Genomic DNA, 17,047 nt, shown 5'->3' with positions numbered 1-17,047 from the left:
CCTCGGCCGCGGAACCTTCCACGGTCAGGCCCACGAGCCGCAGTACTGCCGGCTGCCAGGGGGTGTTCAGGGCGGCCAGCGGGCCGAGCTGGCGGTCGGCTGCCATGGCGTACTGGGTGAGGTCATTGGTGCCCAGGCTGGCGAAGCCAACCTCGCGGAGGATGGCCTCGGCCGTCAGCGCCGCCGACGGGACCTCCACCATGACGCCGGGCGTCTTGATCCCTGCCGCAGTGCACAGCGAGGCAAAGCGGGCCGCTTCCTCGGCGGTGGAAATCATCGGGGCCATCACCCAGACGTCGGCCTCGGATGCTTTCTCCGCCAGGGCAATGGCCTGCAGCTGGCGCTCCAGGACCCCCGGCGTGGTGAAGTCGGTCCGGTAGCCGCGGACGCCCAGGGCGGGGTTGGGCTCGGTGGCGTCAGTCAGGAACGGCAGCGGCTTGTCCGCGCCGGCGTCGAGCGTGCGGAGCACCACTTTCTTGCCCGGGAAGGCGTCGAAGACGCCCTGGTAGGCGGCGGCCTGCTCCTCCACGGTCGGTTCGGTGTCCCGCTCCAGGAAGCAGAATTCGGTCCGGAACAGTCCCACGCCCTGGGCGTTCAGGCCGGCCGCGGCCACGGCGTCCTTGGCGCCGCCGACGTTGGCCAGGAGCGGCACGAGGTGGCCGTCCGCCGTCGTGCCGGTCCCGTCGAAGGCGGCGAGCAGTGAGGCGGTGGCGGCCCAGTGGGCTGCGGCCGCGCGCTGGGACTCGTCGGGGTTCGCGGTGATGAGCCCGGCCGCGCCGTCCACGTACACCTCGGTGCCGTCGGCGAGTTCGTCGACCCCGACTGCGGCGACCACGGCGGGCAGACCCAGTGACCGGGCGATGATCGCGGTGTGGGACTGCGGGCCGCCGCCGGCGGTGACGAGGGCCAGGACCTTTTCCGGATCCAGGGTGGCGGTATCGGCCGGGGCCAGGTCCTCGGCGATGAGGATGAACGGGGTGGCGGACACGGGAATGCCCGGCGCGGGGACTCCGCGCAGTTCCGCCACGATCCGGGAGCGGACATCCAGGACGTCCGTGGCGCGCTCGGCCATGTAGCCGCCCAGGTTGTGCAGCATTTCCGAGACGGAGGCGCCGGCTTCCCAGATCGCCCGCTGCCCGGAGGCGCCGCGGCCGATCAGCTTGGCGGCGGATTTGAGCAGCATGGTGTCGGTGGCCATGAGGGCAGTGGCCTCGAGGACGGCCTTGCCGTCGCCCGTGACGGTCTCAGAGCGGGCCTTCAGTTCGTCGTGGACGGATTTCGCCGCGGCCTTCAGCGCCGCCGTCGCGTCTTCCGCCGTGACGCCGGCGGGAAGCTGTTCTCCGGCGGGCGGTTCGCTGATCGGTTTGGGCATCTGCCGGACGGTGCCGATGATGCGGCCGGGGCTAACGCCTACTCCTGGGAAGTTCTGCACTGAAGGTCCTCATTTTCTGTCGTAGGCCAGTGGCCACTAAGCCGGTAAACCAGGTGCCGCAGCGACCCTGCTGATCATTTGCGCCTGCGGCTGACGGCTACGGCGGGCGGGTCACGGCACCTGGAAAAATTGTATGTGATGCAGTTCATATAGCGTTGCTATAGGTGCTAGGGTAGCGGTTATGAGTATCGATGGCCAGCTACCACCCAAGGCCCGGCTGCTGCGTGCGGCCGCCGAGCTGCTGGCCAACTCCGGCGGATCCGCAGTCTCGACCCGCCAGATTACGCAGCTGGCCGGTGTCACGGCACCGACCCTCTACCACCACTTTGGTGATAAGGAAGGGCTGTTCGACGCCGTCGTCGCAGCAGGTTTCGACGAATATGTCGCGGGCGAACGTGACTTCGCACCGTCTGGCCAGCCTCTGGAGGACATTCGGAGGATGTGGGACAACCATGTCCAGTTCGGGCTGAAACAGCCGGAACTGTACCTCGTCATGTTCGGCAATATCCGCCCTGAGAGCCGCCCGGCCATCGTCGCCGATGCTGAGGCCCTCATGGAGGAAATGCTGAACAAGGCGGCTGTCTCCGGCCAGCTCAACGTCCCGCCCAAGGAGGCGGCCAGGTCCATCCTGGCGGCCAATGTGGGCATGACCCTCATGCTGATCGCGGAAAAGGTGCCGGAGCGGAACCTCGAGCTCTCCGCCATGACCCGCGACGCCATGATCTTTGCGGTTTCCACCGAGCAGGCCCGGGACAACGGTTCCGTGGACAGTGGAAAGTCCTCAGTGGTTGTGGCGGCCATCGCATTGAACGCAGCCCTCCAGGCGTCCCACTCGGACCAGCTCTCCAGCTCGGAACTCAAGCTCTTCCTCGAATGGCTCCACCGGATCTCCAACAGCTCCACCAGCTAGCTCGGCGAAATTATCGGACCATCCTGCAATGCAGCGGGAACGACGGTTAGGAACTCACATGGCAACAGAGACAGTTGCGAAACCACGCACCAGCATGCGCGTACACGTCCAGAAATTCGGGACGTTCCTGTCCGGAATGATCATGCCCAACATCGGCGCCTTCATCGCCTGGGGCTTCATCACGGCGCTCTTCATCCCGGCCGGCTTCTTCCCCAATGCGGAGCTCGGCAAGCTTGTCGGGCCCATGATCACGTACATGCTCCCGCTGCTGATCGGCTACACCGGCGGCCGGATGGTCTACGGCGTGCGCGGCGGCGTGGTGGGCGCGGTGGCCACCATGGGTGTCATCGTCGGTACCGACATCCCCATGTTCATCGGCGCCATGATCCTTGGCCCGCTCACTGCCTGGATCATGATGAAGCTGGACAAGATCTGGGAAGGCCGCGTCAAGCCCGGCTTCGAAATGCTGATAGACAACTTCTCGGCAGGCATCGTTGCCGCCGCCATGGCGGTCGTCGGCATGCTGGTGGTCGGCCCGATCGTGAAGGCCTTCAGCAATGGCGCCAGCGCCGTGGTCGAATTCCTGGTCACCAACGGCCTGCTGCCCTTCACGAGCATCTTCATCGAGCCCGCAAAGGTCCTGTTCCTGAACAACGCCGTTAACCACGGCATCCTCACCCCGCTGGGCACGCAGCAGGCGCTCGAGCAGGGCAAGTCCATCCTGTTCCTGCTCGAAGCCAACCCCGGTCCGGGCTTCGGCATCCTGCTCGCCTTTTCATTCTTCGGCAAGGGTCTGGCCAAGGCGTCCGCGCCGGGCGCAGCCGTGATCCAGTTCGTCGGCGGTATCCATGAGATCTACTTCCCGTACGTCCTGATGAAGCCGATGACGATCTTCGCCGCAATCGGCGGCGGCATGACCGGCATCTTCACGCTCGTGGTCACCGGCGCCGGACTCCGGTCCCCGGCAGCCCCGGGCAGCATCATCGCGGTCTACGCCTCCACGGCACGCGACAGCTACGTTGGCGTGACGCTCTCCGTCCTCTTTGCCACCACGGTGTCCTTCCTGATCGCCTCGGTGGTCCTGAAAGCCAGCAAGGCGCCCGCCGAAGACGACCTCGATCAGGCCACCCACCGGATGGAGGCCCTGAAGGGCAAGAAGAGCTCGGTGTCCGCAGCCCTGATCGGTGAGGGCGTGGGTGCCAGCGGCGTCGCCGTCCTCGCCACCCCGATCAAGAACATCGTCTTTGCCTGCGACGCCGGCATGGGTTCCAGCGCGATGGGGGCCTCGGTGCTCCGCAACAAGATCAAGGCCGCCGGCTTCTCGGACGTCAAGGTCACCAACTCCGCGATCGCCAACCTCACCGACACGTACGACGTCGTCATCACCCACCAGGACCTGACCGAACGGGCCAAGCCCGCGACCGCCAGCGCCGTGCATGTCTCTGTGGATAACTTCATGAACAGCCCGCGGTACGACGAGATCGTGGAACTGGTCGAGGCCAGCAACACGGAAGCCGGCACCACGGAAACGACCCCTGCCGCGGCCCCTGTTGGCACCGCCCCCGAGGCAGAAGCCGAGGAGGGTCCTGCCGGCATCCTGGTGGCCGAAAGCGTCGTCCTCAACGGCCACGCGACCACGCGGGACGCCGCGATCGACGAGGCCGGGCAGCTTCTGCTGGACCGCGGCGCCGTCGACTCCGGCTACGTGGACGCCATGCACGAACGCGAGGAATCCGTCTCCACGTACATGGGCAGCTTCCTGGCCATCCCGCACGGCACCAACGCCGCGAAGGACCACATCATGAAGTCGGCGGTCTCCGTTATCCGCTACCCGAACGGCATCGACTGGAACGGCAAGGAAGTGAAGTTCGTCGTCGGTGTGGCCGGCGTCAACAACGAACACCTGCACATCCTGTCCTCAATCGCCAAGGTCTTCACCAACAAGGCCCAGGTGGCCCAGCTCGAGGCGGCCACCACGGTTGACGAAGTGCTGGCCCTGTTCGGAAAGGTCAACTCCTAGTGAAGGCTGTTCATTTCGGAGCCGGAAACATCGGGCGCGGCTTCGTGGGCCTGCTGCTGCACGACGCAGGGTATGAGGTGGTGTTCGCCGACGTCGCGGACGCCCTCATCACCGAGCTGGCCGCCGCGGACAGCTACGAGGTCCACGAAGTCGGAGAGAACCCCGCTGTCCGTAGCGTCAACAACTTCCGGGCGCTGAACTCCGGCACCCAGGAAGCCGACGTCGTCGCGGAAATCGCGACGGCGGACATCGTCACCACCGCCGTGGGGCCGCACATCCTGAAGTTCGTGGCGCCCGTGATCGCCAAGGGGATTGCCGCCCGTGCCGCCGGGCTGGCGGCGCTGCAGGTGATGGCGTGCGAGAACGCGATCAACGCCACGGACATCCTGAAGTCCGAGGTCGTTGCCCAGTGGGATCCGGCCGCGGGCGCTCTGGACGCGGCCGCCGTGTTTGCCAACACGGCGGTGGACCGGATTGTGCCGAACCAGGAGGCCGGGCAGGGCCTGGACGTCACGGTGGAGACGTTCTATGAGTGGGTGATCGACCGTACCCCGTTCGCCGGGAAAGAGCCGGTGGTCCCGGGCGCGACGTTCGTGGACGATCTGGAACCATATATCGAGCGGAAGCTGTTCACCGTCAACACGGGGCATGCGGCGGCGGCCTACTTCGGATTCGAGGCCGGCCTGGACAAGATTTCCGAGGCCATGGCCGACCAGGACGTCGCGGCCGATGTGCGCGCCGTCCTGGACGAAACCAAGGAGCTGCTGGTGGCCAAGCACGGCTTCAACCGGGCCGAGCAGGAGGCGTACGTGGAAAAAATCCTGGGCCGCTTCTCGAACCCGCACCTGCCGGACACAGTCACCCGGGTGGGCCGTGCCCCGCTGCGCAAACTCAGCCGGCATGAGCGCTTCATCGGTCCGGCTGCCGAGCTGGCCGAACGCGGAATTGTCCCCGAGGCGCTGCTCGGGGCCATCGCCGCGGCCCTGCGCTTCAATGATCCGGCCGACGCCGAGGCCGTAGAGCTGGCGAAAATCCTCTCCGCATCCACGCCGGACGAGGCCACGGAGAAGATCACTGGCCTGCCGGCGGACCACCCGCTCTTTGCCGCCGTCTCCTCCCTCATCGAGGAGGCCAAGGCGGTCGTCTAGCCGCCCCAGCCCAACGACGCTCCCTCAGATCGCGCGGGTTTTGGACGACGCTCCCTCAGATGATTGTCCGATACACAGACCCTCCCTCACTTCTGGTGAGGGAGGGTCTGTGTTTTTGACGCGAAAAGTGAGGGAGGGAGTGACTGTTGACCATTAGGTTGCCTAACTGTTAGGCTACCTAACTATGAACGCCAGTGAACCGGCCGACCCCGGCCTCCTCGCTCTCGCCGAGGACTTCCGCGAGGCCCTCCGCCACAGCATCTACCTCGTCCGCCGCTTGGACGCCGACGGCGAACTCAGCGCCGCCCAGCTCAGCATGCTCAAGATGCTGTTGGACGCCGGGCCCGCCGCAGGCGGTGTGCGGGTGGGCGAAATCGCCCGGAATCTTGGCGTCAAGGTGCCCAGTGCCACTGAGCAGATCATCAAGCTCGAGCGCGCCGGCCTCGCCCGGCGCGAGCCGGACCCCGACGATTCCCGCGCCGTCCGGGTCACCCTCACGGACGCCGGCCTCGCCGCCGTCGCATCCGCCAATGAGCGCCGCAACGCCGTCATGGCCGGCGTCCTCTCGTCCCTTTCGGACGAAGACCGCGCTGCCCTCGCGGCCGCCCTCCCGGTCATCGGCAGGATCAACGCGACGCTCCTGGCCTGATCTTCACCCAACAATTCCAATCACTTAGGAGTGCCCCCATGCACGGCCAGCCCGCCGACACCCTGCCGGCAGCGGAAGTAACCCTCGAGGCCGAGAAGGCCTCACTGCTCAAACAGCCCAAGGCGGTGTGGGCCACGGCCCTCGCGGCAGTGTTCGCCTTCATGGGGATCGGGCTGGTGGACCCCATCCTGCCGGCGATCGCCAAGAACCTGGACGCCTCGCCGAGCCAGGTGTCGCTGCTCTTCACAAGCTATTTCCTGGTGACCGCAGTCGCCATGCTGATCACCGGCTACGTCTCCTCCCGGATCGGCGGGAAGCGGACGCTCCTGATCGGGCTGGCGGTCATCGTCGTGTTCGCCTCCCTGTCCGGCACGTCGGGCAGCGTCGCTGAGCTCATCGGCTTCCGCGCCGGCTGGGGGCTGGGCAACGCCCTGTTCGTGGCCACGGCGCTGGCCGTGATTGTCGGCGTCGCAAGCGGCGGCGCCGGCACGGCGATCATCCTTTACGAGGCCGCGCTCGGCTTAGGCATTTCCCTCGGCCCGCTCCTGGGCGCACTGCTGGGCGGCTGGCAGTGGCGCGCCCCGTTCTTCGGCACGGCCGTGCTGATGGCCTCCGCATTCATCGCGCTGATTGCCCTGCTGCCCAAGACGCCGCTGCCCGAGCGGAAAGTCCGGCTCCGGGATCCGCTGCTGGCCCTCGGACACAAGGGGCTGCGGACGACTGCGGCCAGCGGCCTGTTCTACAACTACGGCTTCTTCACCGTCCTCGCCTTCACGCCGTTCATCCTCGGCATGGACGCCTACGGGATCGGCGGGGTGTTCTTCGGCTGGGGTGTGGCCGTCGCGGTCTTCTCAGTGTTTGCCGCCCCCGTGTTGCAGAACCGCTTCGGAGCGGTCCGGGTCCTCACCGGCACCCTGGTCCTGCTGATGCTCGACCTTGTGGGACTGGGCCTGGCCGCCGGGCACTCGGTGCCGGCCGTCGTCGTCCTCGTGGTCATTTCCGGGGCGCTCCTGGGCATCAACAACACCATCTACACGGAGCTGGCCATGGGCGTGTCCGACTCGCCGCGGCCGGTGGCCTCGGCCGGCTACAACTTCGTGCGCTGGATGGGCGGCGCCCTGGCACCGTTTGCCGCGGCGCAGCTGGGCGAGCACTTCGGCCCGCAGGTGCCCTTCTTCGCCGGCGCGCTGGCCATGGTGGCCGCCATTGCCGTCGTCTTCGGCGGACGCCGCTACCTGGCGGCGCACGAGCCGCACGTGGTGTAGCAACGCCCGGTGTTGTGCAGAACCCGCTGAGGTGACAAAGAACGCCCATGCTTCCGAGGAAGCATGGGCGTTCTTTGTCGGAACGCTGAAGGCGCGGCGGGCCTGACAGAAGCGCCGGCTCAGGCCCTTGCGGACTCTTTCGCGGATTCCTTGGCGGCTTCCTTCGAGGATCCCTTCGGTACGAACAGGGTTTCGGCCTGCTCCAGGGACATGCCGTTGGTCTCCGGGACCTTGAACATGACAAAGAAGAACGACGCCGCCGCGAACAGCGCGTACATGGCGTACGTCAGCGGCAGGGAGGCCGCGGCCATAACCGGGAAGCTCAGGGTGATGGCGAAGTTGGCGATCCACTGCGCGGCCGCGGCCAGGCCCAGGGCCCGGGCGCGGATCCGGGACGGGAAGATCTCCCCCAGCAGTACCCACACCAGCGGGCCCCAGGAGGCGCCGAAGCTGATGACGAAGACGTTGGCGGCGACCAGCGCCGCCGGCCCCCACGCCCCGGGCAGCGAGATCGCGTCGCCGGACCCGGTGGCCGAGCCGAAGGCCAGCGCCATGGTGCCCAGCGAGAGGGCCATGCCGATGGAGCCGGCCAACATGATCGGACGGCGACCGATCCGGTCCACCAGCGCGATTGCCACGAGCGTGACCAGGATGTTGGTGACGGCGGTGGCCACGGAGATGGTGAGCGAATCCTTTTCCTGGAAGCCCACCGCCTTCCACAGCGTGGTGGAGTAGTAGAAGATCACGTTGATGCCGACGAACTGCTGCAGCACGGACAGGATGATGCCGATCCAGACCACCGGCTGCAGGCCCAGGGCCTTGCCGCGCAGGGATCCCTTCTGGCCGGCGAGCTTGTCCTCGTCAATGGCCTTTTTGATGTCGCGCAGGTGCCGGTCCGAGTCCTCGTCCGGGGCGATCGACTTGAAGACCCTGAGGGCCTCCACGTCCTTGCCCTGGAACACCAGGAACCGCGGCGATTCGGGCAGGGTGAAGGCGATCCAGCCGTAGACGACCGCGGGGACGGCGGCGGCCATGAACATCCAGCGCCAGGCTTCCAAACCAAGCCACAGGGCCTGGTCCGCGCCGCCGGCCGACGTCGCGAACACGGCGTCGGAGAGCAGGGCGGCGAAGATGCCGGTGGTGATCGCCAGCTGCTGCAGCGAAGCCAGGCGGCCCCGGACGTGGCGGGGGGAGATTTCGGAAATGTAGGCCGGCGCGATCACCGAGGCCAGGCCGATGCCGAGCCCGCCCACCAGGCGCCAGAAGATCAGGTCCCAGACGCCGAACGCGAACCCGGTGCCGATGGCGCTGACGAGGAACAGCAGCGCGCCCAGCTTCATGGCCGGGATCCGGCCGTAGCGGTCGGCGATCTTGCCGGCCAGGTAGGCCCCTGCCGCGCAGCCGAGGAGGGCCACGGCGACGGCGAAGCCGGTCACGGCCTCGCTGAGGGCGAACTCGTCCTTGATCGCGTCGACGGCGCCGTTGACGACGGAGGAGTCAAAGCCGAAGAGGAAGCCGCCGACGGCGCCCGCTACGGCCAGCCAAATGACCCTTTTTGGGATCTTGGCGGCGGTCTGGTCATGGGTGGTGGTCATACGGCTCCCTTGGCAGTTCGCGGTCCACGGCCTTCGCCGCAACTACCCAGTCTTGCACCCGACCCGGCGTGCCGCCTGTCACAACCACCGGAAAGTGAGACGAAACATACACTTTGCCGCTGCTGCGGCTGAGGACAGACGACGACGGCCGGCAGTCCAGAAAGACTGCCGGCCGTCGTCGTGTTCCAGACCTCGGGACCGCCTAGTGGGCGGCGGCCACGGCGCCCTCCCGGGCAACCGCCTTCGGGTCCGTGAGTTTCTTGTTCGGCAGGGCGAACGTGATCAGGAAGGCGATGCCGGTGAGCACGGCGGCCGTGAGCATGACGGCGTCGATCGACTGCGCGAAGCCCTCGACGATGGGACGGGTGAGCGTCGGGTTGGCCGTGTGCAGCCAGCTGGTGTCGTTCAGCGAGTCGTTGCTGGCGCCGTTCTTGAAGAAGTCGTAGAGCTGGGCGTTGGCCGGGCCGGCGGCCACGGCCGGATCCTTGAGCACCTTGAGGTAGTCGGCATTCTGCGCGGCGTCCTTCATGCCCGTGGCGATCTTGTCCGCCGCGAGGCTGAAAAGCATCGAGATGAACACGGCAGTGCCAACAGCGCCGCCCATGGAACGGAAGAACGCGGCGGAGGAAGTGCCCACGCCCATGTCCTTCGAGGGCACGGAGACCTGCATGGCCAGCGTCAGCGGCTGCATGCAGAAGCCGAGTCCCAGGCCGAAGAACACGGCGATGGCGCCGGGGACCCACAGCGGGGTGTCCACGCCGAGGGAGAGGCCCATGACGACGGCGGCCACCGTCAGCGTAGCGGTGCCAAGGATCGGGAAGATCCGGTAGGTGCCCGAGGCGGAGATGGTCCGGCCCGCTGTGATGGAGCCGGTGAGGATGCCCACGGTGAAGGTGATCATCATGAGGCCGGCCTCGGTGGGGGTCAGGCCCTTGACCAGCTGCAGGTACATGGGCAGCATCGCGATGGCGCCGAACATGCCGATGCCGATGATGAAGTTCAGCAGCGAGGACAGGCCGAAGGTGATGTTCTGGAACAGCCGGAGCGGGATCAGCGCGTAGTCGGCGGCGTGCCGTTCGGCAAGCAGGAACGCGATGATACCCACGACGCCGAGCCCGTAGCAGAGGTAGGAGTTCGCGGAGCTCCAGCCCCAGGTGCGGCCCTGTTCGGCCACGAGGAGGAGCGGCACAATGGCCAGCGTGATGGCCGCGGCGCCCCAGTAGTCGATCTTCTGCTTCACGTGCTTGGCGGGGAGGTGCAGGTACATGAACACCACTGTGAGGGCCGCGAGACCGATCGGGATGTTGATCAGGAACACCCAGCGCCAGCCGTCGATCCCGAGGATGGTTTCGGTGCCCGCGAAGGCGCCGCCGATCACCGGGCCCAGGACGGAGGAGATGCCGAAGACCGACATGAAGTAACCCTGGTACTTGGCCCGGTCCTTGAGCGGCACGATGTCGCCGATGATGGTCAGGGCGAGGGCCAGGAGGCCGCCGGCGCCCATGCCCTGGATGCCGCGGGCAATGGCGAGTTCGGTCATCGAGTGGACCGAGCCGGCATAGAGCGAACCGGCGAGGAAGATCACGATGGCGATGAGATACAGCGGGCGGCGCCCGAAGATGTCACTGAGCTTGCCGTAGAGCGGCGTGCTCACCGTGGAGGTGATGAGGTAGGCGGTGGTGGCCCAGGCCTGCAGGGAGAGGCCGTCGAGGTCGTTGGCGATCGTGTAGATCGAGGTGGACACGATTGTCTGGTCCAGCGAAGACAGGAACATGCCAAGCATGAGTCCCACCATGACGGTGATGGTCTGACGGTGGGTCAGGACCTCTCCCACGGCGCGCACGGAGGTGGTTTTGGACATGACTGCTCCAAGGTGAAGTGGGGGATTAAGCGGATAGTTGCTTTCAGTAACTATGTTACTGGCTGAATTGTTCCCGCCACTACCTCGGGGAGAAGAAAGTCCTTACCGTTCGACCAGGATCCCGTCCGGATCGCACCAGATCATCACGCCGGGGCGGATGGCCACGCCGTCGATCTCCAGGGGCACGTCGATTGCCCCGGCGCCGTCCTTGGCGCTCTTGCGCGGGTTGCTGCCCAGTGCCTTGACCCCGAGCGGCAGCGCCGCGATGGCGAGCCGGTCCCGGATGGCACCGTTGATAACGACGCCGGCCCAGCCGTTCGCGACGGCGCTCGCCGCGATCATGTCCCCCATCAGTGCCGTGCGGAGGGAACCGGCGCCGTCGACCACCAGGACGGAGCCGTGACCGGGAGTGGCCAGCACGGTCTTGACCAGCGCGTTGTCCTCAAAGCAGCGAATGGTCCGGACCGGCCCGCTGAAATGCGTGTGCCCGCCCAGGGACTGGAACTGCACCGACACGGATTCCAGCTCCCCGCCGCGCTCGTCGTAAAGGTCTGCAGTATTCAGGGCGGAAGCGTTCACAGTGACTCCTTGCGTGTTAACCGGATGGCGTGGCAGAGCGGGTTGGCAGCGTGTTTCATGACCGAGACTCGCACATTGCGCCCAGATCCGCCGAGTCCCGGTAGTCTGGCTGCGCACTGATACATATGCCTGATCATCAGTTCCAGGGGGAGCCATGAGCATGTCCGATACCACCGCGCCGGCGCTCGCCGAACCCGAACGCCGCGTCCGGCCTGTCTGGACGGCAGGGGTGGTGCTGGTCAACGTCGGCATCAACGCGGCATTCTTCGGCCCGCTCCAGGTGCTCCTCGGCCAACAGGCGGCAGCCTTCAGTGAACCGGACAAGGAAGCCATCCTCGCCCTCGTGACGGGTGCGGGTGCGGCCGTGTCCCTGGTGGCCAACCCCCTCTTCGGCGCCTTCAGCGACCGGACCACCGCGCGCCGGGGGCGGCGGGTGCCGTGGGTGCTCTTCGGTGCCGTCCTGGGTGCCGCGGCCCTGATCGCGCTGGCGGGCGCCCCGGGCGTTGCCGCCATGACGCTGCTCTGGTGCCTCGTCCAGGCCGGCTGCAACGGCGCCTATGCGGCCATCACGGCGGCCATCCCGGACCGCGTGCCGGTACCCCAGCGCGGCATGGTCGGCGGGCTTGCCGCCATGGGCCAGACAGCTGGAATCCTGGCAGGGGCGGCGATCGCCGCCGCCGTCGCCGGAAACTTCGCCGCGGGGTATGTTGTCTGCGCGGTGGCGCTGCTCGCCGGCGTCGTGCTCTATTACTTCAAGAACGACGACGTTCCGCTGCCTGCGCAAGCCCGTCCGCCGTTCAGCCTGGGCGGCTTTGTGCGGGGTTTTTGGATTTCCCCGGCCCGCCATCCGGATTTTGCCTGGGCCTGGCTGACTCGGCTCCTGGTGAACATCGGCAACCATATGGTCACCCTCTACCTGCTGTTCTTCCTCAACGACGCCGTCCGCGTCCGCGAAACCCAGGGTATCGAGCCCGAGTTTGGCGTCCTGATCCTCACGGGCCTGTATGCGGTCATGGTGATCATCACCAGCGTGGTCGGCGGCCGGCTGAGCGACCGCCTGGGCCGCCGGAAGCCGCTGGTCATCATCTCATCCGCCGTGATCGCCGCAGCCTCCCTCATTCTTGCCTTCGCCCCCACCTGGCCGGGTGCGCTGATCGGCGCGTCCGTGCTCGGCATCGGCTTCGGCTGCTATCTGGCGGTGGACTTTGCCCTCATTACCCAGGTGCTGCCCACGGCCCTGAACCGGGGCAGGGATCTTGGCGTCATCAACATTGCCAACTCCCTGCCGCAAGTGCTCGCCCCGCTGATCGCGTACCCCTTTGTTGCCTTCTGGGGCGGCTATGTGGCGCTGTACGTGGCGGCCGCCGTAATTGGGCTTCTGGGGGCCGTGTTCGTGGTGAAGATCAAGGGCGTGGACTGAGCCGCCCGCGTTCCGTGCAGGGGGCTTCGGCGCCCCGGTCTACTCGCCGGGCGCCCGGATTCGTGGCGTATAGTGGACGGCAATTGCCGCGGCAGCGCGGTGGGCGGATCGCGCCCGGCTGCCGAGAAAAACGACCCCCGGAACGCTGCTGATGCCTGATTTTCACTCAGATCTTCCACCGATGGCCCCTCCACCCACTCTGCCCCGGCAGCGGCTCCGTTACGTGCGGATCCTTGATGTCGCCGCGGGGTTTGCCCGCAAGGGCCTGGACTCTGTGGTCCTGTCCGAGGTGGCGGCCAAGGCGGACGTGCCACTGGGGACGCTGTACCGCTACTTCCCGTCGGCCACCCAGCTGGTCCTGGCGCTGTACCGCAAGCAACTGGGCGAACTGCTCGCGGGGAGCGCGCCGGCGGCGGGCAAGGTCGTGGCCCAGGCCCTCGCGGGAGTGGTGATGGAGATCTTCCACATGCGCCTGATGCAGCCCGCCGTGGAGCAGTCCCTCAACCGGGCGGTCTATGTCAAGGACAACGACACAACGCGGCTGCTGCGCGAGATTGATGCGACGGCTGAGAAGGCAGTGACTGCGGCGTGCGGCGACCCGGCCGTTGCCCGGGTCCTGCTGCTGACGGTTACGGGCCTGGTCCAAGCCGTCCGCTGCCGCCGGCTGTCCCTCTTCGAAGCGGAGGAGGACCTGAAGAAGGCCTGTTCCCTCCTGCAGCGGGCCCCGCAGGCCGCGTAACTGGTCTAGACCAGCGGCCCGGAATATGCCCTCCTGCGTGTGATCCGAGTCACATGTTCTGGAGAAGAAACGTTTCACCACGGGGCGGTAACGCTCCCGGCGGGCGTAACGGGCGCGATGTCCTGTTTACCATTGCTGGACCGGAGCCGGCTGACGCCAGCAATTCGGGGAAACACCGGCGACCGCCACCTCTGGTCGCCGCCGCCCCTGCCAGACCAACTTGAGCATCCTTGCTTGAGCTTCCATGAGCCGTGCGCCCACGGTGAGCCCCAGGAGACAACGACGTGTCCACTGAAACGATCATTCCCGCCGATTCCACCTCCCCGGGTGAGGCAGTAGCCGTGCTGAGCGACGAGGAAATCTTCGCATCCCACGAGGGCGGCAAGCTGTCGATTTCCAGCACCGTCCCGCTTGCCAGCAAGCGCGACCTCTCCATCGCCTACACGCCTGGTGTCGCCCAGGTCAGCCGCGCCATCCACGCCAACCCGGAGCTCGCCAAGACGCTCACGTGGGCCCAGCGCCTCGTGGTGGTGGTCAGCGACGGCACGGCCGTGCTGGGGCTGGGCAACATCGGCGCCAGCGCCTCGCTGCCCGTGATGGAGGGCAAGTCCGCGCTGTTCAAGGCCTTCGGCGAACTCGACTCCATCCCGCTGGTCCTCAACACCACCGACGTCGACGAAATCATCGAGACTCTTGTCCGGCTGCGCCCCAGTTTCGGCGCCGTCAACCTTGAGGACATCGCCGCGCCCCGCTGCTTCGAGCTCGAAGAGAAACTCATCGAGGCGCTGGACTGCCCGGTCATGCACGATGACCAGCACGGCACCGCCGTCGTAGTCCTCGCCGCCCTGACCAACGCCGCCAAGGTGACCGGCCGGACCCTCGACAGCCTGCGTGTGGTGGTCTCCGGCGCCGGGGCCGCCGGGATCGCGGTCGCCGAAATCCTGCTGACGGCCGGGATCGGCGACGTCGTCCTCCTGGACTCCCGCGGCACCATCAACAAGGACCGCGCGGACATCGCCGCCGATCCGGCCAGCAAGAAGGCCCAGCTCGCCGCCCGCAGCAACCCGCGTGGCGTGACAGGCGGCCCGGGGGAGGCGCTGCTCGGCGCCGACGTGTTCGTCGGGGTCTCCTCTTCGAAGCTGGACGAGGAGCACCTCAAGCTGATGAACCACAGCTCGATCGTGTTCGCCCTGTCCAACCCGGACCCGGAAGTCCTGCCGGAGGTCGCGAGCAAGTACGCGGCCGTCGTCGCCACCGGACGCAGCGACTTCCCGAACCAGATCAACAATGTCCTGGCCTTCCCCGGCATCTTCCGCGGCGCCCTCGACGCCGGCGCCCGCCGGATCACGCCGGCCATGAAGCTCGCCGCGGCCCGGGCCATCGCGGAACTGGCCGAGGATGACCTTTCGGCGGACTACATCGTGCCCAGCCCGCTGGATCCGCGCGTGGCCCCGGCTGTCTCCGCGGCAGTCGCCGCGGCGGTGGCCGCCGAGTAGCCGGACCGCGTCGGAAAACATCCGACACCGGACGACGACGGCGGCGCTTCCCTGAGGGGGAGCGTCGCCGCTGTCGTTCGGCGGGACACCACTAGGACTCCGTCCGGGATCCGGAAAACTCGAGTATTGACTACTCGGGCTGCAGGCCGCCGCGCCGACCTAAGCTGGGCCCAGCATTCCAGCCGCAGCGGACCCAGGGCCTGCTACGGGGGTCTGCCGGCTGGGCGGGGAATCGAAGTCTCACTTCACACCAGGCATCCGGAAGCTCCGGGTCGCGGCTGTGGACTTTCCGCGGCCCAAACACCGGTGCCACGAGCAGCAGCTCACGGCACCCGGACCGTTTCCGATTCGTGAGAAGGAGCAGGACATGAAGAAGTTGCTAGCGGCGGGGGCCGTTGCAGGACTTGTTCTCTTGGGCGGGGGGTTGGCGCCGGCCAACGCGGCCCCGCCGGAGGGCCAGCTCTGTCCGGAATGGGACACCGGCAGAATAGACGTGGCCGACGGCATCAAGTCGCTGGAAATCACCGCCCCGGACGGTCTGGAGATCATTGCCGTCTGCGTCAAGGCCGGCTCGGCCAAGCAGGGCCTCGGTGCTCAGATCGACTACTTCTATTCCAGCCAGCTGTCCGTGACAATCTCGCACTACTCGGGCAAGGACATCTCGCACTACTCCGTCATGTACGGGGAGCCGTCAGGAAGTTAGGCGCCGGCATTCCCGGGCCCGGGGCCGTCAACGGCAGCCCCGGGCCCGGCCATAGACTGGTGCGATGAACCCCGAGATTGTCGTGACAGTGCTCTGCGGCCTCGCCATCGTGGTGGGCGTTGCCGGGACGATCATTCCCGTTCTTCCCGGCAGCATCCTGATCGGGGCGAGCCTGCTGGCCTGGGCTCTGTGGGGCGGCGCCGGGACCACCGGTTGGGTGGTCTTCGGGATCGGGATGCTCTTCGTTCTGGCCGGCATGGCCGCCAGCACCGTCCTGACCGGCCGGAAGCTCAAGGAGCACAGCATCCCGAGCCGTTCCGTGGTGGTGGGCCTCGTGCTGGGCGTGGCCGGCATGTTCGTCATCCCCGTGGTGGGGCTCTTTGTGGGCTTCGCCGCCGGGCTCCTGCTCAGCGAGCTGCAGCGGACCCGTGTGTTCGGCACCGCATTGGCCTCGAGCTGGGCCGCGCTGAAGGCCACGGGCCTGGGCATGATCGTGGAATTCGGCCTCGCGTGCCTCGCCGCGAGCACCTGGGTGATCGGCCTCTGGGTGGCCTCGGCGGCCTAGCAGCGGCCTGCCGGAGCCTACTACCATGGGGGAATGAGCGCCGGACTTGGCGAATCCGCCCCCCAAATTCCCGACGGCCGGCCCGCTGGCCAGCTTGCTGACGGCCAAAGTCCCGACGGCCAGCGCAGGCCGTACACGGACACCCGCGACCTGACGCCATTCCGCAAGGTAGTGGTCCGGACGCCCGTCCGCGGCCTGGCCGGCACAGTGGGTGGCGCGGTGGCCGGACTCATGGCGGGCCGGGCACCCGGGACGCTGGCCGCCGAAGGCGGGGTGCCGCGGCTGGGCAAGGTGGGGGGCCGGACCTCGGCCAAGAGGATGAAAGTCGTGCACTCCGCCGTCTTCGGCAGCACCGACCCTGACCGCCTGATAATCCTGGCCCGCTCCTACCCCGGCTGGGCGGGGGTGTGCTACCTCATGGCCGGGTTGCTGGCGTACGCCCACGGCGGGCACCTGCGCGCGTCCGAACTCCTGCAGCACGGCCTGAGACTGCGGAACGACGAGGACGCCAACCGCTACGCCGGCGAATACCTGGCCGGCGTGGTCACCAGAGTGGAGGTGGCCGAGCGGATTGAGGTTCCGGTGCTCTTCTCCGAGGAGGCCGTGTTCCTGGCGCTGTCCCATTCCCTGCGCGAGACCGGCCAGACGGAGGCGGCGCTGGCGGC

The 17,047-nt window shown here is 67.3% G+C and carries 14 protein-coding genes and 1 pseudogene; 11 read left to right on the top strand and 4 right to left on the bottom strand.

The annotated features are described in order from the left end of the window. Positions 1-1,432, bottom strand: a 1,432-nt coding sequence (locus Y706_RS26150) for a putative PEP-binding protein (RefSeq protein ID WP_043436373.1), incomplete at its 3' end; no start/stop codon positions are given. Positions 1,433-1,613: 181 nt separating this feature from the next. On the opposite strand from Y706_RS26150, the gene Y706_RS0117195 reads away from it, so the two are divergent. The 5 genes from Y706_RS0117195 to Y706_RS0117175 all read left to right on the top strand — a co-directional run bounded on the left by Y706_RS0117195 (position 1,614) and on the right by Y706_RS0117175 (position 7,424). Then, complete coding sequence (locus Y706_RS0117195; RefSeq protein ID WP_028277575.1) at positions 1,614-2,342, top strand: TetR/AcrR family transcriptional regulator; 729 nt, start codon at positions 1,614-1,616, stop codon at positions 2,340-2,342. Positions 2,343-2,400: 58 nt separating this feature from the next. Then, entirely contained in the window at positions 2,401-4,362 is a 1,962-nt protein-coding gene (locus Y706_RS0117190; RefSeq protein ID WP_028277574.1) for a PTS mannitol transporter subunit IICBA, read from the top strand. Continuing rightward, positions 4,362-5,510, top strand: a complete 1,149-nt coding sequence (locus Y706_RS0117185) for a mannitol-1-phosphate 5-dehydrogenase (protein WP_028277573.1) — start codon at positions 4,362-4,364, stop codon at positions 5,508-5,510. Before Y706_RS0117190 ends, Y706_RS0117185 begins: the two co-directional genes overlap by 1 nt. Positions 5,511-5,694: 184 nt before the next feature. After that, entirely contained in the window at positions 5,695-6,159 is a 465-nt protein-coding gene (locus Y706_RS0117180) for a MarR family winged helix-turn-helix transcriptional regulator (RefSeq protein ID WP_028277572.1), read from the top strand. 38 nt (positions 6,160-6,197) lie between these two features. Next, on the top strand, positions 6,198-7,424 hold the full coding sequence (locus Y706_RS0117175) for an MFS transporter (RefSeq protein WP_028277571.1): 1,227 nt from the start codon (positions 6,198-6,200) through the stop codon (positions 7,422-7,424). Positions 7,425-7,543: 119 nt separating this feature from the next. Here Y706_RS0117175 and Y706_RS0117170 read toward each other — a convergent pair whose 3' ends face one another. The 3 genes from Y706_RS0117170 to rraA all read right to left on the bottom strand — a co-directional run bounded on the left by Y706_RS0117170 (position 7,544) and on the right by rraA (position 11,459). Further along, a complete protein-coding gene (locus Y706_RS0117170) occupies positions 7,544-9,019 on the bottom strand; it encodes a sugar porter family MFS transporter (RefSeq protein WP_028277570.1) in 1,476 nt (491 codons plus the stop codon). 202 nt (positions 9,020-9,221) lie between these two features. Continuing rightward, positions 9,222-10,880 carry an MDR family MFS transporter gene (locus Y706_RS0117165; RefSeq protein ID WP_028277569.1) on the bottom strand — a complete coding sequence of 553 codons (1,659 nt, stop codon included), beginning with the start codon at positions 10,878-10,880 and terminating at the stop codon, positions 9,222-9,224. A gap of 102 nt (positions 10,881-10,982) precedes the next feature. Continuing rightward, positions 10,983-11,459, bottom strand: coding sequence for a ribonuclease E activity regulator RraA (gene rraA / locus Y706_RS0117160; protein ID WP_028277568.1), 477 nt, complete (start codon positions 11,457-11,459; stop codon positions 10,983-10,985). 154 nt (positions 11,460-11,613) lie between these two features. Between rraA and Y706_RS0117155 the strand changes: the two genes are divergently transcribed. The 6 genes and pseudogenes from Y706_RS0117155 to Y706_RS30380 form a co-directional block, all read left to right on the top strand. After that, positions 11,614-12,879: an MFS transporter gene (locus Y706_RS0117155; protein WP_028277567.1), complete on the top strand. Its 1,266-nt coding sequence runs from the start codon at positions 11,614-11,616 to the stop codon at positions 12,877-12,879. 151 nt (positions 12,880-13,030) lie between these two features. Next, positions 13,031-13,618: a TetR/AcrR family transcriptional regulator gene (locus Y706_RS0117150; RefSeq protein ID WP_043436372.1), complete on the top strand. Its 588-nt coding sequence runs from the start codon at positions 13,031-13,033 to the stop codon at positions 13,616-13,618. A gap of 284 nt (positions 13,619-13,902) precedes the next feature. Next, positions 13,903-15,114: an NAD(P)-dependent malic enzyme gene (locus Y706_RS0117145; RefSeq protein WP_028277565.1), complete on the top strand. Its 1,212-nt coding sequence runs from the start codon at positions 13,903-13,905 to the stop codon at positions 15,112-15,114. Between the two features lie 367 nt (positions 15,115-15,481). Beyond that, positions 15,482-15,817: a hypothetical protein gene (locus Y706_RS0117140; protein ID WP_028277564.1), complete on the top strand. Its 336-nt coding sequence runs from the start codon at positions 15,482-15,484 to the stop codon at positions 15,815-15,817. Positions 15,818-15,881: 64 nt separating this feature from the next. Next, positions 15,882-16,382 (top strand): DUF456 domain-containing protein, encoded by a 501-nt coding sequence (locus Y706_RS0117135; protein WP_028277563.1) that lies wholly within the window; start codon positions 15,882-15,884, stop codon positions 16,380-16,382. Positions 16,383-16,415: 33 nt separating this feature from the next. Then, positions 16,416-17,047: pseudogene (locus Y706_RS30380) on the top strand (hypothetical protein); the annotation flags it as partial.

It is taken from the genome of Arthrobacter sp. I3, from assembly GCF_000520575.1.
GTDB lineage: Bacteria > Actinomycetota > Actinomycetes > Actinomycetales > Micrococcaceae > Arthrobacter > Arthrobacter humicola_A.
This window is presented reverse-complemented; position numbering and strand designations above follow the sequence as displayed.

Excerpts from the sequence above, each read along its gene's own strand:
- Y706_RS0117140 (WP_028277564.1), top strand. The coding sequence starts at position 15,482 with ATGAAGAAGTTGCTAGCGGCGGGGGCCGTTGCAGGACTTGTTCTCTTG.
- Y706_RS0117135 (WP_028277563.1), top strand. The coding sequence starts at position 15,882 with ATGAACCCCGAGATTGTCGTGACAGTGCTCTGCGGCCTCGCCATCGTG.
- Y706_RS0117170 (WP_028277570.1), bottom strand. The coding sequence starts at position 9,019 with ATGACCACCACCCATGACCAGACCGCCGCCAAGATCCCAAAAAGGGTC.
- Y706_RS0117180 (WP_028277572.1), top strand. The coding sequence starts at position 5,695 with ATGAACGCCAGTGAACCGGCCGACCCCGGCCTCCTCGCTCTCGCCGAG.
- Y706_RS0117155 (WP_028277567.1), top strand. The coding sequence starts at position 11,614 with ATGAGCATGTCCGATACCACCGCGCCGGCGCTCGCCGAACCCGAACGC.
- Y706_RS0117195 (WP_028277575.1), top strand. The coding sequence starts at position 1,614 with ATGAGTATCGATGGCCAGCTACCACCCAAGGCCCGGCTGCTGCGTGCG.
- Y706_RS0117190 (WP_028277574.1), top strand. The coding sequence starts at position 2,401 with ATGGCAACAGAGACAGTTGCGAAACCACGCACCAGCATGCGCGTACAC.
- Y706_RS0117165 (WP_028277569.1), bottom strand. The coding sequence starts at position 10,880 with ATGTCCAAAACCACCTCCGTGCGCGCCGTGGGAGAGGTCCTGACCCAC.
- Y706_RS0117175 (WP_028277571.1), top strand. The coding sequence starts at position 6,198 with ATGCACGGCCAGCCCGCCGACACCCTGCCGGCAGCGGAAGTAACCCTC.
- Y706_RS0117150 (WP_043436372.1), top strand. The coding sequence starts at position 13,031 with ATGCCTGATTTTCACTCAGATCTTCCACCGATGGCCCCTCCACCCACT.